23 protein-coding genes are annotated in these 23,722 nt (G+C 66.9%); 8 read left to right on the forward strand and 15 right to left on the reverse strand.

Annotated elements, in window-relative coordinates:
• Nucleotides 1-177: 177 nt before the first annotated feature.
• Nucleotides 178-1,074 carry an AraC family transcriptional regulator gene (locus tag NV2_RS18420; RefSeq protein WP_084475016.1) on the reverse strand — a complete coding sequence of 299 codons (897 nt, stop codon included), beginning with the start codon at nt 1,072-1,074 and terminating at the stop codon, nt 178-180.
• The gene (uvrB, locus tag NV2_RS18425; protein WP_067875647.1) at nt 1,071-3,254 is read right to left on the reverse strand and encodes an excinuclease ABC subunit UvrB; all 2,184 of its coding nucleotides are present in this window, start codon (nt 3,252-3,254) and stop codon (nt 1,071-1,073) included. Before uvrB ends, NV2_RS18420 begins: the two co-directional genes overlap by 4 nt.
• Nucleotides 3,255-4,122: 868 nt before the next feature.
• Between uvrB and NV2_RS18435 the strand changes: the two genes are divergently transcribed.
• Nucleotides 4,123-4,677 carry a DUF402 domain-containing protein gene (locus NV2_RS18435; RefSeq protein WP_067875888.1) on the forward strand — a complete coding sequence of 185 codons (555 nt, stop codon included), beginning with the start codon at nt 4,123-4,125 and terminating at the stop codon, nt 4,675-4,677.
• 40 nt (nt 4,678-4,717) lie between these two features.
• Entirely contained in the window at nt 4,718-5,260 is a 543-nt protein-coding gene (locus NV2_RS18440; RefSeq protein WP_067875653.1) for a ribonuclease FAU-1 family protein, read from the forward strand.
• A 2-nt stretch (nt 5,261-5,262) separates the two neighbouring features.
• On the opposite strand, the gene coaE is transcribed toward NV2_RS18440, so the two are convergent.
• Nucleotides 5,263-6,456 carry a dephospho-CoA kinase gene (coaE, locus tag NV2_RS18445; RefSeq protein WP_067875656.1) on the reverse strand — a complete coding sequence of 398 codons (1,194 nt, stop codon included), beginning with the start codon at nt 6,454-6,456 and terminating at the stop codon, nt 5,263-5,265.
• Nucleotides 6,457-6,748: 292 nt separating this feature from the next.
• Between coaE and NV2_RS18450 the strand changes: the two genes are divergently transcribed.
• The gene (locus tag NV2_RS18450; RefSeq protein ID WP_067875659.1) at nt 6,749-6,955 is read left to right on the forward strand and encodes a hypothetical protein; all 207 of its coding nucleotides are present in this window, start codon (nt 6,749-6,751) and stop codon (nt 6,953-6,955) included.
• A gap of 14 nt (nt 6,956-6,969) precedes the next feature.
• Here the strand turns inward: NV2_RS18450 and NV2_RS18455 are convergent, their stop codons facing one another.
• Both NV2_RS18455 and rpsA read right to left on the reverse strand, forming a co-directional pair.
• Nucleotides 6,970-8,499, reverse strand: coding sequence for a phospholipase C (locus NV2_RS18455; RefSeq protein WP_067875891.1), 1,530 nt, complete (start codon nt 8,497-8,499; stop codon nt 6,970-6,972).
• A gap of 186 nt (nt 8,500-8,685) precedes the next feature.
• Nucleotides 8,686-10,155, reverse strand: a complete 1,470-nt coding sequence (gene rpsA / locus NV2_RS18460; protein WP_067875662.1) for a 30S ribosomal protein S1 — start codon at nt 10,153-10,155, stop codon at nt 8,686-8,688.
• Nucleotides 10,156-10,599: 444 nt separating this feature from the next.
• Between rpsA and NV2_RS18465 the strand changes: the two genes are divergently transcribed.
• Nucleotides 10,600-11,493, forward strand: a complete 894-nt coding sequence (locus NV2_RS18465; RefSeq protein WP_067875665.1) for a class I SAM-dependent methyltransferase — start codon at nt 10,600-10,602, stop codon at nt 11,491-11,493.
• Here the strand turns inward: NV2_RS18465 and NV2_RS18470 are convergent.
• The 4 genes from NV2_RS18470 to NV2_RS18485 all read right to left on the reverse strand — a co-directional run bounded on the left by NV2_RS18470 (nt 11,468) and on the right by NV2_RS18485 (nt 14,873).
• On the reverse strand, nt 11,468-12,223 hold the full coding sequence (locus NV2_RS18470; RefSeq protein WP_174550604.1) for a hypothetical protein: 756 nt from the start codon (nt 12,221-12,223) through the stop codon (nt 11,468-11,470). The genes NV2_RS18465 and NV2_RS18470 overlap by 26 nt on opposite strands.
• Nucleotides 12,224-12,320: 97 nt before the next feature.
• On the reverse strand, nt 12,321-12,503 hold the full coding sequence (locus NV2_RS18475; RefSeq protein WP_067875667.1) for a type II toxin-antitoxin system antitoxin: 183 nt from the start codon (nt 12,501-12,503) through the stop codon (nt 12,321-12,323).
• A complete protein-coding gene (locus NV2_RS18480) occupies nt 12,503-13,444 on the reverse strand; it encodes an SPFH domain-containing protein (protein ID WP_067875670.1) in 942 nt (313 codons plus the stop codon). Before NV2_RS18480 ends, NV2_RS18475 begins: the two co-directional genes overlap by 1 nt.
• 49 nt (nt 13,445-13,493) lie before the next feature.
• Nucleotides 13,494-14,873 carry an FAD-binding oxidoreductase gene (locus NV2_RS18485; protein ID WP_067875894.1) on the reverse strand — a complete coding sequence of 460 codons (1,380 nt, stop codon included), beginning with the start codon at nt 14,871-14,873 and terminating at the stop codon, nt 13,494-13,496.
• A 71-nt stretch (nt 14,874-14,944) separates the two neighbouring features.
• Between NV2_RS18485 and NV2_RS18490 the strand changes: the two genes are divergently transcribed.
• Both NV2_RS18490 and NV2_RS18495 read left to right on the forward strand, forming a co-directional pair.
• Complete coding sequence (locus tag NV2_RS18490) at nt 14,945-15,856, forward strand: LysR family transcriptional regulator (protein WP_067875673.1); 912 nt, start codon at nt 14,945-14,947, stop codon at nt 15,854-15,856.
• A gap of 129 nt (nt 15,857-15,985) precedes the next feature.
• Entirely contained in the window at nt 15,986-16,822 is an 837-nt protein-coding gene (locus NV2_RS18495; RefSeq protein ID WP_067875676.1) for an oxidoreductase, read from the forward strand.
• Nucleotides 16,823-16,841: 19 nt separating this feature from the next.
• Here the strand turns inward: NV2_RS18495 and NV2_RS18500 are convergent, their stop codons facing one another.
• The 4 genes from NV2_RS18500 to NV2_RS18515 all read right to left on the reverse strand — a co-directional run bounded on the left by NV2_RS18500 (nt 16,842) and on the right by NV2_RS18515 (nt 20,822).
• Nucleotides 16,842-17,633: an amino acid ABC transporter ATP-binding protein gene (locus NV2_RS18500; RefSeq protein ID WP_281198545.1), complete on the reverse strand. Its 792-nt coding sequence runs from the start codon at nt 17,631-17,633 to the stop codon at nt 16,842-16,844.
• Nucleotides 17,630-18,586: an amino acid ABC transporter permease gene (locus NV2_RS18505; protein WP_067875679.1), complete on the reverse strand. Its 957-nt coding sequence runs from the start codon at nt 18,584-18,586 to the stop codon at nt 17,630-17,632. The genes NV2_RS18500 and NV2_RS18505 overlap by 4 nt, the downstream gene beginning before the upstream one ends.
• Nucleotides 18,587-18,592: 6 nt before the next feature.
• Entirely contained in the window at nt 18,593-19,498 is a 906-nt protein-coding gene (locus NV2_RS18510; protein ID WP_373863584.1) for an ABC transporter substrate-binding protein, read from the reverse strand.
• Between the two features lie 238 nt (nt 19,499-19,736).
• The gene (locus NV2_RS18515; protein ID WP_067875904.1) at nt 19,737-20,822 is read right to left on the reverse strand and encodes an isocitrate/isopropylmalate dehydrogenase family protein; all 1,086 of its coding nucleotides are present in this window, start codon (nt 20,820-20,822) and stop codon (nt 19,737-19,739) included.
• Nucleotides 20,823-20,986: 164 nt separating this feature from the next.
• On the opposite strand from NV2_RS18515, the gene NV2_RS30930 reads away from it, so the two are divergent.
• Both NV2_RS30930 and trxA read left to right on the forward strand, forming a co-directional pair.
• On the forward strand, nt 20,987-21,625 hold the full coding sequence (locus NV2_RS30930) for a 2'-5' RNA ligase family protein (RefSeq protein WP_245662664.1): 639 nt from the start codon (nt 20,987-20,989) through the stop codon (nt 21,623-21,625).
• Nucleotides 21,573-21,950, forward strand: coding sequence for a thioredoxin (trxA, locus tag NV2_RS18530; RefSeq protein WP_067875688.1), 378 nt, complete (start codon nt 21,573-21,575; stop codon nt 21,948-21,950). The genes NV2_RS30930 and trxA overlap by 53 nt, the downstream gene beginning before the upstream one ends.
• Nucleotides 21,951-22,020: 70 nt before the next feature.
• On the opposite strand, the gene NV2_RS18535 is transcribed toward trxA, so the two are convergent.
• Together NV2_RS18535 and NV2_RS18540 are read right to left on the reverse strand one after the other, a co-directional pair.
• A complete protein-coding gene (locus NV2_RS18535; RefSeq protein ID WP_245662665.1) occupies nt 22,021-22,449 on the reverse strand; it encodes an alpha-isopropylmalate synthase regulatory domain-containing protein in 429 nt (142 codons plus the stop codon).
• 410 nt (nt 22,450-22,859) lie between these two features.
• Nucleotides 22,860-23,522: a class I SAM-dependent methyltransferase gene (locus NV2_RS18540; RefSeq protein ID WP_067875695.1), complete on the reverse strand. Its 663-nt coding sequence runs from the start codon at nt 23,520-23,522 to the stop codon at nt 22,860-22,862.
• Nucleotides 23,523-23,722 lie beyond the last annotated feature (200 nt).

The following is a 23,722-nucleotide window of genomic DNA, read 5'->3' on the forward strand; positions in this document are numbered from 1 at the left end:
ACATGGTCACACGGCGGTGAACCCTCTTGCGGCCCTGGGATTTTCATCACAATGACCGCGCCCGGGTCCGGAAAGGCATACTGTCGGCGGCCGAAAACCCGTACCGGATCGGGTTGGTGAGAACTCACAATTCGCCACCTCCGCTAATCGATCGCGGTACTGCGGATCGGCAGTCATTTACCGGGCACAGTGCGGCGGCATCATCACCGCACGCGCATATTCCAGCGGTGCCATTCCGACCTCCTTCGCGAATTCGCGACTGAAATGGGCTTGATCGAAATACCCGAGGTCCAGTGCCAAGGTCGCGAGATCGTCGCTGCGGCCCTGGCCGAGCAGGTGCGCGCCGTCCTGGAGCCGGTAGCGGCGCAGCACCCATTTCGGGCCCGCCCCCACGTAGCGGCGGAACAGCCGCTGCAGGGTGCGGACCGGGATATCGAACCGCTCGGTGACCTGGTCGACCCTGGTGAGACCGGAATCGAACTCCATCGCATCGATGATCCGCAGCACCAGCCGATAGTTCTGATCCGGGTCCCGACGGTGCGCCGCCCGCGCGAAGAACGAATCGACCAGGTCGCGGCGGCGGTCCGTATCGTCGGCGGCCAGCACCTGCTCGGCCAGGCCGGCCGCCTCGGGCAGTACCTCGCTCAGCGGTGCCGCGATATCCTGCAGGGCGCCGACGTCGATACCGGTGAATGCACCGAATCCGCCCGGCCGGAACTTGGCGGCGAATGTCATCCCCTCCCCCGCCAACTCACGGACGAATTTCCTGGTGCACACCCCACTGACGAATCCACCGGTACGCACCGTGCTGCGTTCGAAGGTGACGTTCACCGATGGATACGGCAACACCTCGGCGCAATAGCTCTCCCGCCCCCGCAGGTCCCACGCGACGGACCAGTACCACTCGACGTATCGGCCGGTCAGCGGACCGGCGGGCAGCCGGGTCAGCGTGCGATGGCGTTCCTGCTCCTCCGGATGCAGAATCCCCTTCGTCACTTCCGGTGGCGGCACCGGAACCGATCCGAGCGGGTCGGCTCGCGCCGTGCTGCGAGCGGGGGTGCCGGCGGTACTCATTTCAGCCCGGCGGCATCCATTCCGCGCAGCTCCTTCTTCAGGTCCGCGATTTCGTCACGCAGTCGGCCGGCGAGCTCGAACTGCAGTTCACGCGCAGCGTTCATCATCTGGTCGGTCAGCTGGGCCACCAGGTCCGCCAGTTCCGCGCGCGGCATATTCGCCAGATCGCGACCTTCGTATACCCCCGCACTCACGGCGCGACCGGGTTCACCCTGGGCACGGCGGCCCCGGCTGGCATTGCGGCCGGAACCGCCGATCTCCACTTCGGTCTCGTCCGCTTCGCGGTACACCTGATCCAGGATGTCGGCGATCTTCTTGCGCAACGGTTGCGGGTCGATCCCGTGTTCCTCGTTGTAGGCGACCTGTTTCGCGCGGCGCCGTTCGGTCTCGTCGATCGCTTGACGCATCGAGTCGGTGATCTTGTCGGCGTACATGTGCACCTCACCCGAGACGTTGCGGGCGGCGCGGCCGATGGTCTGGATCAGGCTGGTGCTACTGCGCAGGAACCCTTCCTTGTCGGCGTCCAGAATCGCCACCAGCGATACCTCCGGAAGGTCGAGCCCCTCACGCAGCAGGTTGATACCGACCAGCACGTCGTATTCGCCCAGGCGAAGCTGGCGCAGCAGTTCGACGCGGCGCAGCGTGTCGATTTCGGAATGCAGATAGCGCACCCGCACACCGAGCCCGAGCAGATAGTCGGTGAGGTCCTCGGCCATCTTCTTGGTGAGCGTGGTGACCAGCACCCGCTCGTCGCGTTCGGTGCGCGCCCGAATCTCGTGGACGAGATCGTCGATCTGCCCCTGGGTGGGTTTGACCACGACCTGCGGATCGACCAGCCCCGTCGGTCGAATCACCTGTTCGACGAACTCGCCGCCGGTACTGCCGAGTTCGTACGGTCCCGGCGTCGCCGACATGTACACGGTCTGGCCGATCCGGTCGGCGAACTCCTCCCAGGTCAGTGGGCGGTTGTCGACCGCGGACGGGAGCCGGAAACCGTATTCGACCAGGTTGCGCTTGCGCGACATGTCGCCCTCGTACATTCCGCCGATCTGCGGGACGGTCACATGCGACTCGTCGACGATCAGCAGGAAGTCCTCCGGGAAGTAGTCCAGCAGGGTCGCCGGTGCCGAACCCGCCGCACGGCCGTCGATATGCCGCGAGTAGTTCTCGATACCCGAACAGAACCCGACCTGCCGAATCATTTCCAGGTCGTACTGGGTGCGCATGCGCAGCCGCTGCGCCTCGAGCAGCTTGCCCTGGCGTTCCAGTTCGGCCAGGCGTGCCTCGAGTTCGGTCTCGATATCGCCGACCGCGCGCTCCATCCGTTCCGGTCCGGCCACATAGTGGGTGGCGGGGAAGATTCGCAGCGTGTCGACCTGACGCACCACATCCCCGGTGAGCGGGTGCAAGTAGTACAACGCCTCGATCTCGTCGCCGAAGAATTCGATGCGGACGGCGAGTTCCTCATAGGACGGGATGATCTCCACGGTGTCGCCGCGGACCCGGAACGACCCGCGGGTGAACGACATGTCGTTGCGGGTGTACTGCACGTCGACCAGCAGTCGCAGCAGCCGGTCGCGGTCCACCTCGGCGCCCACCTCGAGCTGGACGGACCGGTCCAGATAGGACTGCGGGGTACCGAGGCCGTAGATACACGACACCGAGGCCACCACCACCACGTCACGGCGCGAGAGCAGACTCGAGGTGGCCGAGTGCCGCAGCCGCTCCACATCGTCGTTGATGGAGGAGTCCTTCTCGATATAGGTGTCGGTCTGGGCGATGTAGGCCTCGGGTTGGTAGTAGTCGTAGTAGGAGACGAAGTACTCCACCGCGTTGTGCGGCAACATCTCGCGCAGTTCGTTGGCCAACTGCGCCGCAAGGGTCTTGTTCGGTGCCATGACCAGCGTGGGGCGCTGCACCTTCTCGATCAGCCACGCGGCCGTCGCGGACTTACCGGTGCCGGTGGCGCCGAGCAGCACCACATCCTTCTCCCCCACCCGCAACCGGTGTTCCAGCTCTGCGATCGCGGTGGGCTGGTCACCGGCGGGCTTGTGCTCACTGACCACCTCGAAATGCCCATCGGAGCGCTCGATCGCCCCGATGGGCCGGAACTCCGAATGTGCCAGCGGCTGCCCACCGGGTTCGTCCGAGTCCGCGGGGATCTCCGTTGCGAAAGCCATGGTCACCAGGGTAGGCCCGACCACCGACAAGTTCCGGCGACGCGTTGCCCGCCGCGACACGCCCGGCGCTGTCGGATCCGGTCTCGAACACGACTCCCGACGATCACGCGCAGGACAACCCCACACACATCACTGTGACTCACGCCACTGAAATGGACCGCGTCCCGACGGCCGGTGCGACGACCGGAGGACGGTCTCCTCCGGCTCCGGTTCGGCGCCGGGCAACCGCGCCGCAAGTGCGGCCGAGGCCGACCCGGCACTGCCACCCGCATCGCCCCACACCGACGATCGAGGCGGCCCCTTCCCCCGCCACACACCCCTCCCGACACCCCGGAGATCGAAGCGCCACCCGAGTGAAATGTAATAGCCTGCACCGCACCGAATTCGATCTTTTTCGCGCACGCGGCGCCCGGGCACACCACATCGCAGAAAGCCGGACTATTCGAACAATCCGAAGTATCGCGGATACCGATACCACCGCACACACCCGCTATCCGCAGTTCGGAGAATTTCGTATAGATCCGACAAATGCCATGCACCGCCCGATGCCGGACCCCGGCGCCGAGTGCATCGAGCGGCGGTGAAATCCCGTTTGCCGGATCGGTGCGAGCACTGCACCGGCAACCCTTCGTCGCGGCCACCGATACACCCGCACTTTGTCCGAAATGTCCGGCAGCGCAATACAGTCCGAAGATAACGAAACGGCCGAAACAGGCGGCTTCCGTACCGTTTTCACACCTGCACGCGAGGTTGCTCCGGGTGTAGGCTGAATCGATCGGAGTCGAGAGGGGCAAGTACCATGGCCGGTTTCCTCGCTGATCGTGTCGCCCGAAGTCTGCGCACTGCCGCATCCAATGGAGTCAGCCGCATGTCACCGAATCCCACCAATCCTGCGGGTCACGAAAACAATATTCCGGCCGCGCCGCGTAAACCACGGGTGGAATATTTCGATATCGCCGATCTCACCAGAACCGATTCGCGCGGTTTCGTGCATTCCGTCGACAGCTACAAGGTGGAACCGTGGGGGCTGTATCTGGTGCGGGCCGCCGACACCGCGCCGTACCGCTATACCGAGACCTGGCTGCTACCCCAGCAGTCGCTACGGGTCACGATGCATCACGTCAACGCCGCGCACGACCGCGATCCGATCTATCACATCTATATCGGTGACTTCGCCCGGACCGGGCCGAAGCGCTGGCGGGCCGAGTACCACTACATCGATATCGTCGCCCGCAACGGCCACCCCTGCGAACTCGACGGCGTCGAGGAACTGTTCGCCGCACAGACCGCCGGGCTCATCTCCTCCGATGCCACACAGCGGGCCTTCAAACATGCCACTGCCGTCGTCGACGGCATCGCCTCCCACGACCACCACTTCGAACGCTGGCTCATCGCCGAGGGCGTTACCCTGCACTGGCTGTGATCCGACCGAACCGCGGCGGCACCGACGGTAGATTCGGGGCATGACCGAGGGGCATGTGGTCGATCTGCATCGACCGAAAATCGAATACTTCGATCTGACACGTTCGACGAACACCGACCCGAAGGGGTTCGTGCGGCCGGTCGAGCAGTACCGGGTCGAGCCCTGGGGGCTGTACATGGCCCGCACCGCCGACCATCCGCAATTCCACTACATCCAGTCCTGGCTGCTGCCGCGACTGTCGCTGCGTGCCACCATCTTCCACTTCCGCCCGGCCCACGAACGCGATCAGGACTACTACCTCGACATCGGCGAATTCGGTCCGCACGGACCACAGCGCTGGAAATCGGTCGACCACTACCTCGACATCGTCGTCCGCACCGGCCGCGACGCCACCCTGCTCGACGTCGACGAACTTCTCGCCGCACATACGGCCGGCTACCTGAGCCTGTCCGAGGCACAGCGAGCCATCGAGATCGCCACCACCACCATCGACGGAATCGCCGCACACGGCCACGATTTCGTGGCGTGGCTGCGTTCGCTCGACATCGACATCGACATCGACATCGACATCGACCGAAAATAGCGCTACCGGCCGCCCGGCACGCGGTCTCGAACCTCGTCGAACCACGGATTACGTGCCGCGAGATACGCAGCGCGCGCCGCCGCACCCTCCAGACCGGCAGCCGCGGCTTCGGCCTTCGTTTTCACGGCCGCGTACTCCGCGCGCGCCCGGTCGTCGGTGCGCATCCAGTCCCGGAACGCGAGCGCGAATCGTTGTTCGGGCGCGCCCTCCACGCGCACCCGAATATCGGCGAGCCGCCCGGGATCGGCGCTGCCGTGCCGCCGCTCGCCACCGGGTTCCGCCGTGTTCGGGTCCGCCACGGCGAATTCCGGATCTTCCCCGCGCACGGATTCCGCGCGCGGGAATCCCGCGTCGGCCAGTCGATCGGCCAGTGCGTCGGCGACCGCGAGGTCGGCGACGGTGATCTGAATATCGATCACATCCACCGCGGCGAGTCCGGGCACCGCCGTGGAGCCGATGTGATCGATACTCCGTGCGTCCGCACCGCAGGTGAGCCACAACCGTGCGATCACCCGCTGCGCCTGATCGGCCCAGCGCGGATCCGGGTCGGACACCCGTACCGGGCCCGGCCGGTGCGCGGGCGTCCGGTCGCGCACGTTTCGTTCGAAGGGGACCAGACGTTCCTCCCACAGCCGGCGCACCTGCGGGGCCAGGTCATCGGCGCCGGCATTGTTGTCCAGCAACACATCCGCGGCCGCCCGCCGCTGCTCGTCACTCGCCTGAGCCTTGATCCGGGCCAGGGCGTCCGCGCGGTTCACCCCGCGGAACTCCTCCAGTCGCTGCACCCGGGTCTGCTCGTCTGCCATGACGATGACCACCAGATTCATCATCGCCCCGAGGCCGTTCTCCACCAGCAGGGGAACATCCTGCACCACAACAGCATCGGAGGGCGCAGCACCGATCAGTTCCATGGTGCGGCGACCGACCAACGGATGGGTGATCGCATTGAGGGTTGCCCGGGAATCGTCGTCGGCGAAGGCCACCGCAGCCAGTGCCGGCCGATCGAGACTGCCGTCGGCGGCGAGGATGCCGGATCCGAATGCCTCCACCAGCGCCGCCAGCCCCTCGGTGCCGGGCTCGACCACCTCACGAGCGATGGCGTCGCTGTCGACGAGCACCGCTCCGTACTCCACCAGCAGCCGCGCCACCGTCGACTTACCCGCTCCCATGCCTCCGGTGAGACCGATACGCAACATCTCCCCAGTCTCGCATTTCCCGGCACCCACCGAGCCCGCGCCCCGCCCGGACCGCACGACCGAGGGGATTACCCAGCATCCGAACTCTTCTCACCTCGACAGGACGGTATTTCCCATTCCGTGACGGCTGCGATATCAATCCGCAACTTTTTCCGATCGGGTGGCGCATTTTATCGACAAGTTTCCGACACGCCCGGCAAAACGACACCCAAAATCCGTAGTCGATCCATTTCTTCCGCTAAAGTTTCGCGGCAGGCGAGCCACGGCCGACGAAGCTAGCGAAGGAAGTTCATTGAGCACCACGACCATCCAGTCGGGCCGCCACCGGCTGGGTACCGCAGGCACCGTGCACTGCATCCGAATTCCCGCTGTCGCCGCCGCACTGGCCGAACATCGCCGTTCCTGGTTGACCGCGCTGCTGCTCCCGGCCCGGCACAGTCTCGCCGCCCTGCGCAACCGTGGTATCGCTACCCGTTGGGTGCCGGCCACCGCGAGCTGACCGGCACCGCACACTCACACTGCGCCACTCGGACTACGTCGCACTCCCGGTTCCTGCACGGGCATCGCATTCGGCGGCACCGGATACGGCACTCCGGCCCCGGCGGTGCCGAGTGCGATATTCGGGCCACATTGCGCCAGTGCCGCATCCACTTTCGCCCGCGGGTCGGTAATTCGTGGCGGCACGGAATCGGGTGCGGAGCCGAAATCGAAGGCCGAGGTCATATCTCCGGTGACGCCACGCCGCCATGCTGTGAGGTTCGGAACCTCCACCCCGAAACGCTTTTCGAGCAAACGCAATTGCGAGGTGTGGTCGAAGGTCTGTGAAGCGACCAGACCACCCCGTGAATAGGGCGAAATAACGAAACACGGGACGCGGTAACCCAATCCGATAGGTCCGGCGATGCCCTTCGCGGCCGGAACCCCGGCAAGGTCCACGGTCAGGAACTCTCCGGGCGTCCCCGGCGGCGGGGTGGGCGGGGTGACGTGATCGAAGAACCCGCCGTTCTCGTCGTAGCTGACGATGAGCGCCGTCTTCTCCCACACCCGCGGGTTCGAGGTCAGGATGTCGAGCACCTGCATGATCCCGACTGCCCCCAGAGCTGGTGGCAGGGCAGGATGTTCACAATTGAACAGCGGCGGAATCACCCACGACACGGCCGGCAACCGATCGGCCGCGACATCGGCCGCGAAGTCCTGCGGGTAGACCGGCGCCTTTCCACGCCGCGCCAACTCGGAGGCCGGGTCGGCGGCCTGAGTGAAACATCCCATCATGCCGTCCAGAATCACCGACGAGATCGGCCCGGCGTCACGGTTGTTGTAGATCTTCCAGTCGACCCCCGCCTCCGAGAGGTTCTCCGGATAGGTGCGCCAGCTGTAGACGTTCTGCGGTATCAGCGTGGGGGTTTCGACCAGCGGGCCACCGGCCACGCCGTCGGGATCGATGGTCGCCGACACCCAGTACAGCCGGTTCGGGTCGGTAGGGCCGAGAACCGAGCAGTGATAGTGATCGCACAGGGTGAACGCATCGGCCAGGTCGTGATGGACGGGGATATCGGCCCGGGTGTGATATCCCATGGCGGCCGGCCCGTTGGCGGCCCCGACACTGGCGATCGACATCGGCATCCAGCGGTCGTTGGCGCCACCGTTCCAGGCCTCGTGCATACCCGCCCACGAGTGGTCGGGATCGTTCACGCATTCGCCGTCGAGAGTCGGACCGCGGGTGGTGTCGAGCCGGAACGGAAGCTGGTAACCGCCGGGGTCGGGCCCCACCCCCGGCGTGTAGCCGTACTGCTGCCAGGCCGCGGACGGATCGCCGAAACCGCGCACCCCGGACAGAGTTCCGAAGTAGTGATCGAAGGAGCGGTTCTCCTGCATGAGCAAGACGAAATGCTCGATATCGCCGAGCCCGCCCATACCGGCCGGATCGGCGGCGTGCGCCCGCTCGATGATCGGATTCGCCCAGGCCGCAAGTGCTCCCGCCCCTCCCGCCGCCATGGCCTTGGCCAGGAAATCGCGTCTATTGATGCCGTCGAACAGACCCATGCGGCCGAGACCTTCCACGTAGATGACCAGGAGGATTGCCAGATCCTCGCCGAGGATAATGCACCGGCGCCCGCCGCGCTGGCGCAGCGCGCGGCAGCGGCTGGTAGCAGTGGCTCGACCCGAGGCAGAAGGCAAACGAAGGCCCCGGTCCATTCGGACCGGGGCCTTCGTTTCAGCTAGGCGAATTTACGCGTTGCCGGACAGCTTCTCCCGCAGCGCGGCGAGCTGCGCATCGCTGGCCAGCGAACCGCCGGTCGACTCGGAGGAGCTGGTCGACGCGCTCTGCGCGCCGCTCTCGGAGGAGTAGTTGCCGGAGGCGGCACCACTGGCGGCCTCGGCGGCGGCGTCGGCCGCCATCTTCTCCATCTGAGCGGTGTGCATCTTGTGACGACGCTCGGCCTCGGCGTAGCGGTTCTCCCACTCTTCCCGCTGCTTGTCGTAGCCCTCGAGCCATTCGTTGGTCTCGGGGTCGAAGCCCTCGGGGAAGATGTAGTTGCCCTGCTCGTCGTAGCTGTCGGCCATGCCGTACTTCGACGGGTCGAACTCGGCGTGGTAGTCCTCGTTGGCCTGCTTCAGCGACAGCGAGATCCGACGACGCTCCAGGTCGATGTCGATGACCTTGACCATCGCGTCGTCGCCGACGGCGACGACCTGGTCCGGCACCTCGACGTGGCGCTCGGCCAGCTCGGAGATGTGCACCAGACCCTCGATGCCCTCTTCGACGCGCACGAACGCACCGAACGGAACCAGCTTGGTGACCTTGCCGGGCACGATCTGGCCGATGGCGTGGGTGCGGGCGAACTGACGCCACGGGTCTTCCTGAGTCGCCTTGAGCGACAGCGAAACCCGCTCGCGGTCCAGGTCGACGTCGAGAACCTCGACGGTGACCTCCATGCCGACCTCGACAACCTCGGACGGGTGGTCGATGTGCTTCCAGGACAGCTCGGAGACGTGCACCAGACCGTCGACGCCGCCGAGATCGACGAACGCACCGAAGTTGACGATCGAGGACACGACGCCCTTGCGGACCTGGCCCTTCTGCAGCTGATGCAGGAACTCGCTGCGGACCTCGGACTGGGTCTGCTCCAGCCAGGCGCGACGCGACAGCACCACGTTGTTGCGGTTCTTGTCGAGCTCGATGATCTTGGCCTCGATCTCCTTGCCGACGTACGGCTGCAGATCGCGGACGCGACGCATCTCGACGAGGGAGGCAGGCAGGAAGCCACGCAGGCCGATGTCCAGGATCAGACCACCCTTGACGACCTCGATGACGGTGCCCTTGACGGCCTCGTCCTTCTCCTTGAGCTCCTCGATCGTGCCCCACGCGCGCTCGTACTGCGCACGCTTCTTCGACAGGATCAGGCGGCCTTCCTTGTCCTCCTTGGTGAGAACGAGGGCCTCGACCTCATCGCCCACGGAAACGACCTCGTTGGGGTCGACATCGTGTTTGATGGACAGCTCACGGGAAGGGATGACGCCTTCGGTCTTGTAACCGATGTCGAGCAGGACCTCGTCGCGATCGACCTTGACGATGGTGCCTTCGACGATATCGCCGTCGTTGAAGTACTTGATCGTCTTGTCGATGGCGGCGAGGAAGTCCTCGGCGGAGCCGATGTCGTTGACGGCTACCTGCGGCGAGGTGACGGTGGTGGGCATATGTTGGGTTGCTCCGGACGGATTGTGGTCGGTAGTGGACATTGGAACTCTCGGTTGTGGCAGAAACTCACAGTCTCTCGGCTGTGCGGCCACAGCCTGCGGGTGACCTCCGGACAGGCTCCGTAGCCCTTGTCCCCTGGTCGGGTACCACCAGAGACTCCGCAGTACCGAGCGCTACAGTACCGACAGCGGCTACGCAAATGCCGAAGACACTCGCGGGAACAGCGTACGCGACACGACTGACGCCGAGCAACACGGGGCCGCGCCCGCACCCCGATCCCCCGTTCGGCGCTGAACGACGTTCCCGTGCAGTGTAGTACCGAACTCCGCTGCTGTGGCAGCGATCACCCGAAGTCGATCACCCGAAGTTCCGGCCGCCGTCCGGCCACACTTCGGCTGCACTGCCTCGGCCGCAACCTCACGTCGGTGCCATACGCTGCGAGCATGCCCGACCTCCAGCACCCGGTGGGCGCCCACCCGAGCGCCGCCGACGATCGCCATGCCCACGCCGAAGCCGTGCTCGGCACCGCACGCGTCACCCGCACCACGATCGATTCGGCGGCCAGCGAGCGCGCGAACCGCCGGTGGTGGGATGCCGATGCCGGGCAGTATCACGACACGCACGCCGACTTCCTCGGCGTCGACTCCGAGACCGGGGAATTCGTCTGGTGCCCGGAGGGACTGCACGAGGGCGACTGGCGACTCCTCGGCGAGGTGGCCGGCAAGCGGGTCCTCGAGATCGGCTGCGGATCGGCCCCGTGCTCACGATGGCTGGCCGGACAGGGCGCCCACCCGGTCGGTCTGGACGTGTCGCGCGCCATGCTCGATCGTGGCCGCGCCGCCATGGCGCGCGGCGGGCCGCAGGTGCCGCTGGTGCAGGCCGGTGCCGAGGCGCTGCCCTTCGCGGCGGAGTCGTTCGATCTGGCGTGCTCGGCGTTCGGGGCCGTCCCGTTCGTCGCCGACGCCGCGGGCGTGATGCGGGAGGTGGCGCGGGTCCTGCGCCCGGGCGGCCGCTGGGTCTTCTCGGTCAATCACCCGATGCGCTGGATCTTCCCCGACGATCCGGGACCCGACGGGCTGTACGCCACGATTCCCTACTTCGACCGCACCCCCTATGTCGAACTCGACGAGCACGACGAGCCGATCTACGTCGAACACCATCGCACCGTCGGTGACCGGGTCCGCGACATCGTCGGCGCGGGCCTGGTCCTACTCGACGTCATCGAGCCCGAATGGCCGGAGTGGCTGGAACGCGAATGGGGTCAGTGGAGCCCGCTACGCGGTGAGATATTCCCCGGCACAGCGATTTTCGTCACCGAGAAGCCGCCGCGGCGCTAGCTCGCGCAGCTCGCGGCAGCGGCGGCGGGGTCACCGGTTCCGGCTGCACAGCTACGGGGCGGGCCGGGATCGGGGTCGTCGCGCCGGGATCGGTCGCCACCGCTGCCGGCTTCGCGGCCCCGGCCGACCGCACCGCGCCGGCGGGCCCGGTGAACGGCGGCAGCGCCGCGAAGCGCGGATCGATGCGCGCGGTGCGGCTCAGGTGCGAGATCCAGCGCCGCGCCCGCGACAGCGGATGATTGGGGAACTGCGAATCCCACCGCGCATCGTCGGCGACGTTGTAGGGCAGCTTGCCCTTGACCCCGGGCGCATAGGGGTGCGGGGGGAACATGTTGGCGAATCCGACCTTCGGTACCACCGCGGCTTCCCGCACCCCGGAACGGCCGGTCTCGGGGCACATGATCTTCACGATCGCACTGCAGCTCGCCTTGGGCACGATGATCCCCGCGGTGAAGCCCAGGCCGGTCTCCTGATCGGCCAGTGGGAACTTCTCCAGGCGCAGCAGCGCGGGCTGGGAGTCCACCGTGAGGGTGTGAGCTTCGATCAGGCAGCCGAACTCGGCCTGGAGTTCGGTCAGCCGGCGGCGCATCGTGTCGATGTCGGCGAGCGGGGCGGGTAAGTCCGGAACCAGATCGATATAGCTCAACGTGACGATGTCACGAGTGGCGGGATTCCCCCACGTGGACTGGTCGAGCTGCTGTAATCCCCCGGTTTCGAACACGATTGGCACCCATCCAAGCTACCCATCTGTGATCTTTTCGCACATCCTGTCGCGTTTTGTATTCAAGGCGTGATCGAGTGGTAATAAATACCCAGGTAACAGGGTGTCAGGTTTGTTCTTCGTCCCCGGTGCGACGCGGGGAACGACCCGCCTGCTCGAGTGCTCTACGCAGGGCGTACTCGATCTGGGCGTTGATGCTGCGCAGATCGTCGGCCGCCCACTTGGCAACGGCCTCGTGGACGGCCGGATCGAGCCGCACGAGCACCTTCTTCGGCTCGCGCTTGACCATCAGGAGTACAGGGTTCCGGTGTTGACGACCGGCTGCGTGGAACGATCCCCGCACAGCACCACCAGCAGGTTCGACACCATCGCCGCTCGGCGTTCCTCGTCGAGCTCGACCATGCCTTCGTCGGTCAGCCGCTGCAGCGCCATACCCACCATGCCGACCGCACCCTCGACGATCCGGCTGCGCGCGGCGACCACCTGAGCGGCCTGCTGACGCACCAGCATGGCCTGGGCGATCTCGGGCGCGTAGGCCAGGTGGGTGATGCGGGCTTCGATGATCTCGATCCCCGCCAGCGCGGTGCGCTCACGCAGTTCGACGGTGAGCTCCTCGGCGACCTCGGCTCCGTCCCGCAGACTGGTGCGGGCCGGCTCGGCGACCGGGGCGGCGGATCCAGCAGTTCCCGCATGCAGCGCGGGCGCCGCGTCGGGGGTCGCATCGTAGGGATGCACCGTGGCCAGATGCCGCACCGCGGCCTCGGACTGGGTCTGCACGTACTCCTCGTAGTCGTCCACGGCGAACGCGGATTTGAAGCTGTCCACGACCTGGTAGACGACCACGGCCGCGATCTCGACGGGATTGCCGTCGGAATCGTTGACCTTCAGCTTCTGCGTCTCGAAGTTGCGTACCCGCAACGAAATTCGACGGCGCACGGTGAGGGGAACTACCCAGAAGAAGCCGGGCTCACTTACCGAGCCGATGTAGCGGCCGAAGAACTGCAGCACCTTGGCTTCGTTCGGGCTCACCGCGACCAGACCGGTCAGCAGCACCACAGCGATGCCCAGAATTACGAAACCGGCCACACATCCGACCACGACCCCGACACCACCCCCCTGCTTCGCCGAGGCGGCCGCGGCGATACCGCCGATCAAGCCCGCGGCACCGACCACCAGCAGCACCAGCAGCATCAAGAACCCGTTCAGCCGGAAGGCCGGACGCAATGTCATGACATCCTCCCAATATCGAAGTGATATCACGACGATAGCTCGAGATCGGCTATCCGTCGAGTCCCCCGGTCCGGGACGGCGTGATGTTGCGGTTGTAGCGGAACAGATTCGCGGGGTCCGACTGCGCTTTCAGGTCCCGCAGGCGCGCATAGGTGTCCGCGGCGTACCCGGCGCGGGTCTGCGCTCGGCCCGACCAGTCACCGGCTCCGTAGAGGAAGTTGAGGTGATGGCCGATCGTCCACGGCGCCAAGGTCTTCGCGACCTGTGCGTGACAGTCGCGCACCCCGGGTGCGTCCGGCGCGGTGATCACCCGCGCGTTGTACGCCGCGTCGCGGTGGTCCACCGCGATTCCGGCCGGACCGGGCCGGCGCAGCGCACCGCCGAGATGACGGAAACCGGCCACCGCGGCCACGGGCGCCTCGGGACCGGTGCTGTCCAGGAAGGCCGCGGACGCATCCGCCGTCAGATCCGACAGCAGCGCGTTGGTCGCGGTGTATGCGTGCGGGAACGGCGGATCGCGATAGATGCTGTGGGTATCGCCGTAGGGCATCGTGCGCAGATCGTCGGTGAGGCGCTCGCCGACCTCGCGCAGCGGCCGGACCAGGTGCGCCCCCGCCTCGGCCGACCCCAGGTAGGCGATATTGATCGTCGCGAGGTAGCGGCCGCGCAGCGGTTCCGGCAGCGCCTCGACATCGGGCATCGTCATCATGGTGATCGCCGAGGTCATCTCCTCCGGAACATCGACGGTCCACTGCCGCCACGCCTCCAGCGCCGGTTCCACCAGGGCACTGCCGAACACGAGCGTTCCCCCGTAGACCTCGGTGATCGGAAACAGGTCGACTTCCATCGCGGTGACCACTCCGAAGTTTCCTCCGGAACCCAATGCGGCACCGAACAAGTCGTCTTTCGGTCCGAGTACTCGCAAGCGCCCGTCGGCGGTGACCAGTTCCAGCGAGCGCACATGGTCGGCGGCGTAGCCGAAGGTGCGGGCCAGAATGCCGAGGCCGCCACCGAGGTGGTACCCGACTACGCCCACCGACGGCGCGGAGCCGTTCAGCGGTGCGAGCCCATGCGCCACGGCAGCGGAGATCAGCGCCTCCGCCCGGACCCCGGCACCGACCCGCGCGGTCCGGGCCACCGGATCGATACGCACCTCGTCCATGCGACGGGTACTGATCAGCACCCCGCCGTCGGCGGCCACCGACAACCCGTGCCCGGTGGCCTGTACCGCAATCGGAATCCGGTAGCGGGCAGCGTATTCCACGGTGGCACGCACGTCTTCGGCGTGCCGGGCACCGATGACCAGATCCGGACGATGGGTGTAGGCGGTCTGGAAGCCGGCAACTTCGGCGTCGTAGCCGGGGTCGCCGGGTTCGAAGACCGGACCGGTGACCGCGGGACGTTCGGTGGGGAAGGTCGAATTCGTCATACCGACCACACTGCCGCTCATATGACGAGAAGTGAAACAGATAGTTCTTCTGGATACTAGAATCAACAGTTATGGAACTGCGGCAGTTGCGCTACTTCGTCACGGTCGTCGAGGAGGCGAATTTCACCCGGGCCGCACAGCGGCTGCATCTGGCACAGCCGGGCCTGTCGGCCCAGATCCGGCAGCTGGAACGCGAACTGGGCCAGCCGCTCCTGGATCGCTCGGGCCGTTCCGTCACCACGACGGCGGCGGGCGCCGCCGTCCTCCCGCACGCCCGCGCCGCATTGGAAGCAGCACAACGTGTGTCACACACCGTGGACGAATTCACCGGGCTGCTGCGCGGGCAGGTGCGGATCGGGCTCATCTCCGGTGCCGCCACCGAGGAGTTCGACGTCGCCACGGTGCTGGCGGCCTTCCACCACGATCATCCGCAGGTCGGTATCAGTCTCACCGAGGACACCACCGATCGGATGCTCGCCGCGGTGGCGCGCGGCGCGCTCGATATCGCCCTGGTCGGACTGACCGGCGCGGCACTGGATGCGACCTTCGGCGTCGACATCGTCTTCGACACCCGACTGTGCGCCGCCGTCGCCCGTGACGACGAGGAATTCGGATCCCGCATCGCGGCGGCACAGCTGCGCGATCGCCCCCTGATCTGCCTGCCACGCGGCACCGGCATTCGCGGCGTATTCGAACGAGCCTGTGCCACCGTCGGATTCGAACCACGGATCGACTTCGAAGCCGCCGCACCCCCGCTGTTGATCCAACTGGCTGCCGGCGGCCTCGGCATCGCCGTGGTACCGGCCCTGACCGATGCCGACGCCGCGGCGGCCGGAGTGCGCCTGGTCGAGATCACCGACCCCGAGATCCGCGGACAGCTCGCCCTGGTGTGGCGCAACGACCGGGCGCCGGCGCCGGCGGCGAAAGTACTGCTGGGTCAGCTCCGTATCGCCCTCGGCCAGTGGGCAACCGCGCCGGAATGAGGTGGGGCACTCCCTGCCGCTCGGCTGTGGCCGGTATCGAGGCCGCGACACATCCCCGCCTCTGGGAGCACGTCAAGATCGAATACGTTTCCACCACCCATCCCTCGTCGTCCCAGGAGGAAATTCGCAATGAGCACCACCAAGGTTTGGCTGGTCACCGGCGCGAGCAGCGGTTTCGGCCGTGCCATCGCCGAGGATGCGGCCGCATCCGGCGATATCGTCGTCGCTGTCGCCCGCCGCACCGCCGCATTGGCCGACCTGGTCACCGCCCATCCGGGCCGGGTCGAGGCGATCGCACTCGATGTCACCGATACCGAACGCACTTCCGCCGTGGTCGCCGAGGTGATCGCTCGCCACGGCCGGATCGATGTGCTGGTGAACAATGCCGGCCGCACTCAGGTCGGTGCGGTGGAGGAAACCACGGACGCGGAGCTGCGCGAGCTGTTCGACCTGCACGTCTTCGGGCCCGCCGCGCTGACCCGCGCAGTGCTGCCGCAGATGCGCGCGCAGGGCAGCGGCGCGGTAGTCATGATGAGCAGTGTGGGTGGGCAGGCCTCCTTTGCGGGCTTCTCCGCCTACAGCGCTACCAAATTCGCGCTGGAGGGATTGTCGGAGGCCCTGGCCGACGAGGTCGCACCGTTCGGGATCCGAGTACTCGTCGTGGAACCCGGAGCCTTCCGCACCGGCCTGTTCGGCACCGGCGCAGCATATTTCAGCGCCGAGTCAGAGGTGTACGCCGACACCTCGGGCAGGACCCGGCGCATGATCGAGGGCGGCGACGGCACCCAGCCGGGCGATCCGGCCAAGGCGGCCACGGCCATCCGCGCCGCACTGGAGGCCGAGCGCACGCCGCTACGCCTGCCGTTGGGCGCCGACGCGGTCGACACTGTCCTCGATCATCTCGACACCGTGCGCCACGACCTCCTCACCTGGGAGAAGGTTTCGCGCGCAACGTCGTTCGAGTAGGACGGACCCCCGGCCCCAATCACAGGATTCGAGACAGAAAGGCACGGGTGCGCTCGTGTTGCGGGCTCGTCAGCACCGTGTCCGGGGGCCCCGCCTCCACGACTACTCCGCCGTCCATGAACACCAGTTGATCGGCGACCTCACGGGCGAATCCCATCTCGTGGGTGACGACCACCATCGTCATTCCGGAACGAGCCAGTTCCCGCATCACCGACAGCACCTCACCGACCAGTTCCGGGTCCAGTGCCGAGGTGGGCTCGTCGAACAGCATCAGCTTGGGGTCCATCGCGAGGGCGCGGGCGATCGCGACCCGCTGCTGCTGACCACCCGACAGCTGCACCGGATACGCGTCGGTCTTGTCGGCCAGGCCCACCCGATCCAGCAGTTCTCGCGCTCGCAACAGCGCCGCCGACTTGGCGACCTTCTTCACCCTGGTGGGCGCTTCGATCACATTCGCCAGGACGGTGCGGTGCGGGAACAGGTTGAAGTGCTGGAAGACCATGCCGATATCGCGCCGCTGCCGGGCCGATTCACGCGGATGCAATTCGTAGAGTTTGCCGCCTCGTTCGCGATAGCCGACCAGTTCGCCGTCAACGTACAGCCGTCCGGCGTTCACCTGCTCCAGGTGATTGATGCAGCGCAGGAACGTCGACTTACCGGAACCGGACGGGCCGACCAGGCACATCACCTGCCCGCGCGCCACCTCCAGTGAGACGCCTCGGAGCACCCGCAGATCGCCGAAGTTCTTGCATACCTGCTCGGCCCGGATCATCGGTACGTCGGTCGATGCGGTGGCCGTTTCCGAGGTCATTTCCCCGCCTCCGTGATGTTCTGTGCGGTCGCCAGGGCGCGCAACTGGCGCGGGGTCGGATTCCGGGTCGCGCCTCGCGAGTAGTACCGCTCCAGATAGAACTGGCCGATCATCAGAATGCTCGTGATCGCCAGGTACCAAGTGGCGCTGACCAGCAGCAACGGAATCGGCTGGAAGTTGATGCCGTAGATGTCGCGGGCGCGGCCGTACAGATCGGTGGTCAGCGGGATCGCGGCCACCAGCGAGGTCGTCTTCAGCATGGAGATCAGCTCGTTGCCGGTGGGCGGGATGATCACTCGCATGGCCTGCGGCAGCACCGTGCGCCGCATCGTCTGCCCCCACGACATCCCCAGCGCCACCGACGCCTCGCGCTGTCCCTCGTCCACCGAGTTCACCCCGGCACGCACGATCTCGGCCATATACGCGGCCTCGTTGAGACCCAAGCCGATCATCGCGAACAGGAACGGCTGCGACCAGTCCTGCACGTCCCAGTGCACGACAGCGGGTCCGCCGAACGGGATACCCAGCTGAACGGTCTGATACAGCGACGGGACCAGGCCCCAGAAGACGAGTTGGATATACACGGGAGTGCCACGGAAGATCCACAGATACACCCAGGACACCGCACGCAGCACCGGGTTCGGTGACAGCCGCATCATCGCCAGCAGTACGCCGAGGATCACGCCGATCACCATCGACAGCACCGTCAATTCGAGGGTGACCAGTGCCCCCTCGGAGATCCGCCGATCGAACAGGTACTTCCAGTAGGTGCCCCAGCGATAGGCCGGATTCGTGGCGGCGCCGTACACGAACAGTCCGAGCAGCACCAGCAGCACCGCCGCGGCGATCCAGCGTCCCGGGCGGCGCAGTGGCACCGCCTCGATCGTCTCGGGTTCCGACGGCGGAGGAGGGTTCTCGGGTGTCTCACCCGTGCCGGATACAGCGGATGCCATACGTACTCAGCCTTTCGCACCGTTGATCGAGGCGGTGGTGATCGCGCCGTCCTGCACACCCCAATTCCGGGCGATATCGAGGTAGGCGCCGGAATCGATCAGATGTTGCAGCGCGGCCTGCAGAACCGGCGCCAGCGGTGAGCCCTTCGCCACCGGCCAGCCGTAGGGTTCGGCCGAGAACAGCGGGCCGGCGAGCTCGATGGTGTCGGCATTGCGTTTAACGGCGTAGGCGGTCACCGGGGAGTCGGCCGATGCGGCGTCGACCTGGCCCAGGACCAGGGCGGTGGCGGCGGCGCTCTGCTCGTCGTAGGCCATCTTCTGGATCGGTGCTTTCCCGGCGTCGACACAGGCCCGGGATTTGGCCGGAATCTCCTCGATGTCCTCGACCGTGGTCCGCTGTACGGCGACCTTCTTGCCGCACGCGTTGTTCGGATCGATCGGGTGCCCCTTGCGCTGGGCCCATTGGATTCCGGCGGAGAAGTAGTCGACGAAATCGACCGTCTCCTCCCGGATGCGGTTGTCGGTGAACGAGGACATGCCCACGTCGATGGTTCCGGCCTCGACCTGCGGAATGATCTTCTCGAAATCGGCTTCCCGGTACTCGGCCCGCACCCCTAGTACCGCCGCCACCGCATCCATCAGATCCACATCGAATCCGATGATCTCGCCGGTGTGCGGATCGCGGTACTCGTTCGGTTGATAGGGCACGTTCACGCCCACCACCAGCCGTCGGGCCGCCGCGATCGGCGGCGGTAGCTGCGCCGCGATCGCCTCGACCTTCGCCACGGCCACCTTCGGCACCTTCGGCGACTCGTCGTCGGTGTTGTCCACACATCCGGCGAGCACCGTGGTCCCGAGCAGGATCACCGCGGCCCACAGCACGATCCCGCGGACACCGAGCCGACCGGACACCACGACCCCTTCCACCGCAGCCCCGTGCCCCGCCGGCGGGGCGCGACATACCGATCCGAGAGTGCGGATATACACACTCGATCGGTACGGTCGGCACCGATCGGTCATCGAAGATTAATGCGCACCGCGACCTGTCGAAGGCCTTACACGCCGATTCGGCAGGCGACGAGGGAGACCCGCTGTGCACGCGGCTCACCAGCGCCACGGCCCGTCCGCCCGGCCTGCCCGCACACTCGCGTCACCGACGATGTACGCGCGCCCGGACCTGCTCGGTGAATTCGCTGGTGGACGCGAGCCCGCCCAGATCGGCGGTAGCGATACCGGCCTGCAGGGTGGCCGCCACGGCACGGTCGATCCGATCTCCCGCGCCGATCAGCGTGCGGTCGTCGGCACGGGTACCGAGCCAGCGCAACAACATCGCCGCGGACAGGTGCAGGGCGCCCGGATTCGCCCGATTCCGCCCGGCGAGGGTGGGCGCGGCACCGTGCACGGCTTGCGCCATGGCCCGGTCCGTGGAGCAGTTCAGCGAGGCCGCCAAACCCAATGATCCGGCGAGCTCACCCGCGAGATCGGACAGGATGTCGCCGAACAGATTCTCCGTGACCACGACGTCGTAGTCGCCCGGCGACCGCACCAGATGGGCGGCGGCCGCATCGACATGTTCGTCGTCGATCTCGAGGCCGGGGTATCCGGCGGCCACCTCGGCACAGACGTCACGGAACAAACCCATCGTCATCGGTAGCACGTTGGCCTTGTGCACGATCGTCACCCGGCCGCGCCGGCCGGTCGCGAGCCGGCATGCCTGATGCGCGATCCGTTCGCATGCCGACCGGGTGACCACCCCGACCGCCATCGCCACATCCGGGGTGGGCCGGAACTCACCGGATCCGGCGAACATGTTGCGGTCGGCGTAGAAGCCCTCGCTGTTCTCCCGCACGATCACCAGGTCGATATCGGGTGCCGCGGCACGCACGCCCGGGAAGGAACGAGCCGGACGGATATTGGCGTACAGGCCGAAGCGCTTGCGGATCGCCCCGCCCGGCGGGGCCCCGAGGCGATGTTCGCTCGGATAGGAGGCGTTGTCGTGCGGGCCGAGGATCCACGCGTCGAGCTCGTCGAGAGCGGCCAGGGTGGACTCCGGCAGCGGTTCACCACACGCGGCGATGGCAGCATGCCCGATCGGAACCTCGACCCACTCCGATGCCGGGGCACCGGCGGCCTGCAGCGCCTCGTCGACGACCGCGCGGGTGGCCTGCACCACTTCCGGCCCGATCCCGTCACCCTCGATCAGCCCGAGCCGAAGTGTCCGCTTCGTCCGGCTCATCCGCCGCGAATCCACCGTGTTCATCCGCTCCTCCGCCGCTGTCGTACCGACAGCGCACACACTATGGCTTCACCGCCGGTCCGCCCGCCGGGCACACCGGCGACCCGCGATCGGCCCACGAGCAGCCGAGCACGGCGTATGTTGGCGCCGACATGGTGCAGTCGGTGGAACTGATACTCGACGAGGCGGCCGAAGCCGAGGTCCGCCGGCAGTGGCGCTCGCTCGCGAACGCCGGAATACATAGTCCCGCACCGGATCACCGACCGCACATCACTGCCGCGGTGGCGCGCGAGGTATGGCCGCGGCTGGACCGGCCACTGGCCGCGCTGTCACTGCCACCGCTGCCGGTCCGGCTGGGTGGGTTGCTGGTGTTCGGCGCCCGCCGGCTCGTTCTGGTACGGCTGGTGGTACCCACTGCGGAGTTACTGGCCCTGCAGCGCGACGTCGCCGAGGTCGTCGCCGGGTGCCCGGGAATTCCGGCGACCACGCGGCCCGGCGCCTGGACGCCACACGTGACGCTGGCCCGACGACTGCAGCCAGGGCAGATCGAGACCGCGATCGATGCCGTGGCGGCCGACCGGGATTCTGCGGCTACGGTGGTGGGTATTCGGCGGTGGGACGGCGATCGGCGCACCGAACGGCTGATCGCCCGAGGGAGCGGGGTCCACGATCGACCCGCGGATGCCGGCCCCGCGGAAGATATGCACAGTATCCCGCGTTGTACCGCAGACAACGACACGAGAGGAACCCATGGCCACCCAGACCCTGACATCACAGAATTTCGACGAGATCGTCACCGGTAACGATGTCGTTCTGGTCGACTTCTGGGCGGATTGGTGCGGGCCCTGCAAGGCGTTCGCGCCCACGTTCGAGACATCCTCGGAGCAGCATCCCGACGTCGTCCACGGCAAGGTCGACACCGAGGCCGAGCAGAGCTTGGCTGCCGCCGCCAACATCCGTTCCATCCCCACGATCATGGCCTTCCGCGAGGGAGTACTGGTCTTCGCGCAGCCGGGCGCGTTGCCTCCGGCGGCCCTCGAGGATCTGGTCTCCCAGGTGAAGGGGCTCGATATGGACGACGTGCGTAAGCAGCTCGCCGAGCAGGAGCAGCAACAGCAGCAGAGCTGAGCACCGCGCTCACACAAGCGCCGCATCGTGATTCACGACGAATCACGATGCGGTGCTCATGTTTCGGCGGTCAGTCCCCCAGCTGGTTGATGCCCGCGACCATGGCACGCATGGTCGATTCCGGACCGTCGCCGGCCAATGCCGCGCCCCAGCCACGGCGGCCGTTGCATTCGCACTGCACGAAGGTGGCGGTGCCGGCATCGGTGGAGCGCTGATGGAACTGCAGGATCTCGAGCGGATATCCCTCGTCGTAGAGCGCGGAGGTCAGCGCCGCGACCGGGTTGCCCGCGGCCACGACCGTACGCAGGTGACCTGCGAATTCGAGGGTCGCGGTGTAGCTCGGCATCGACCGCTGCGGTGCCGGGACCCATTCGCTGAGCTTGATGGGGCCGGTATCGGCGCAGTAGCGGTCGTAGAACTCCGCGGGCGACAGGTCGGCGGATTCGGCGCGCAACCCCTTGGGAGCGGCCGAGATGAAGGCATGGGCATTGATGGTCATAGTCATTGAACTAGGTCTTCCCGAAGCTTTGTCGTTGGTCGGATGACAGAGGGGACCAGCGCAAACAATCTTCAACGGCCGCAGCGAGGGGGCCGGTCCGAATCAGCTCCCGCTACGGCGAGGTACTACGAGAAGTCGCGCCGCAGCCACCATCGCGGTAAGCGGAAGTAGCACCATGCGGTCGCGGTCGGCGACTCGACGCGTGGTGCTGTGGCTTGTGGCGGGATTCGGCACGTCTACGAGACTATGGACTCCGCGCAGCGATAGCAACACTATTGCCGCGGAACCCATGGGTAACTTCGTCACATTTCCCGGTGAACGGCGAACCAACGGCTCGTGCCGCGGTCGGGGGCACATTTTCGCAGGCCACGGCCGCTCGGCACGGCCGTGCATGCCGAGCGCTCGGCGTGTCATCGGTGCGGCTGCGGCGGTTTGCGCCAGAGCAGGAGATAGCGCCAGAACACCAGTCTCCGGACCCGCGCGCCCGGCAGCACCGCGGCCGCGCAACGGGCGACGTCCCGGGTAGTGAGTGGCGGGTCGAGAACCATGGGCATATCGGCGTGGGTGGGCTCGTGAGCGAACCACGCGGCCGACCCGGCGGCGGCGGTGTTCGTCGCCCGCAAAGCGGCGAAGGCCCCGCCGAAGACCCGGTGGCCGAGCGCAGCGGCGATCTCCGCCGGCCACTCACGCGCCGGATCGGCACGAGGCAACGCGATCACGGCCAGCACGCCGCCCGGGCGCAGCGCCCGCTCCAGGCGCGGCAGCACCTCGTCGAGCGGCATGTGGTGCAGCACGGTGAGCGAGACCACCGCGTCGTAGGCCGCCGCCGGCAACTCGTACTCGAGGATGTCGGCATCGGTACACGTCACATTCGCGGGTACCACCTGCCTGGCCGCCGCGATCATCTCCGGCGCACGATCGAACGCATCCACCCGATCGGCGCGCACAGCCAGCTCGGTCGCCAAAGCGCCTGCCCCACAGCCCACCTCGAGCACCCGCTCACAGTGCGAAGGGAGTTGCCGAAGCAGCAACCGATGGTAGTAGGCATTGTGATCCCAGTCGAGCGCGCCCATGCCGGCACAGTACCAGGCCCGCCGGGACGAACGGACCGATCGGCCCCGGCCTTCGGCGTGCACAACCCGCCGGGCGCCGGACACTCACCGGGTGACGGATTGCCGGCCACGTCACGATGCCCGGCGGCCTCAGCCGCTGGTCCGGTGGCGAACAGATTGCCCACCGTGCGGGTGATCTGCTCGATGCGCGTCGAGCAGAT

The sequence above is a fragment of the Nocardia vermiculata NBRC 100427 genome, assembly GCF_001613265.1.
In the GTDB taxonomy this organism is placed as follows: domain Bacteria; phylum Actinomycetota; class Actinomycetes; order Mycobacteriales; family Mycobacteriaceae; genus Nocardia; species Nocardia vermiculata.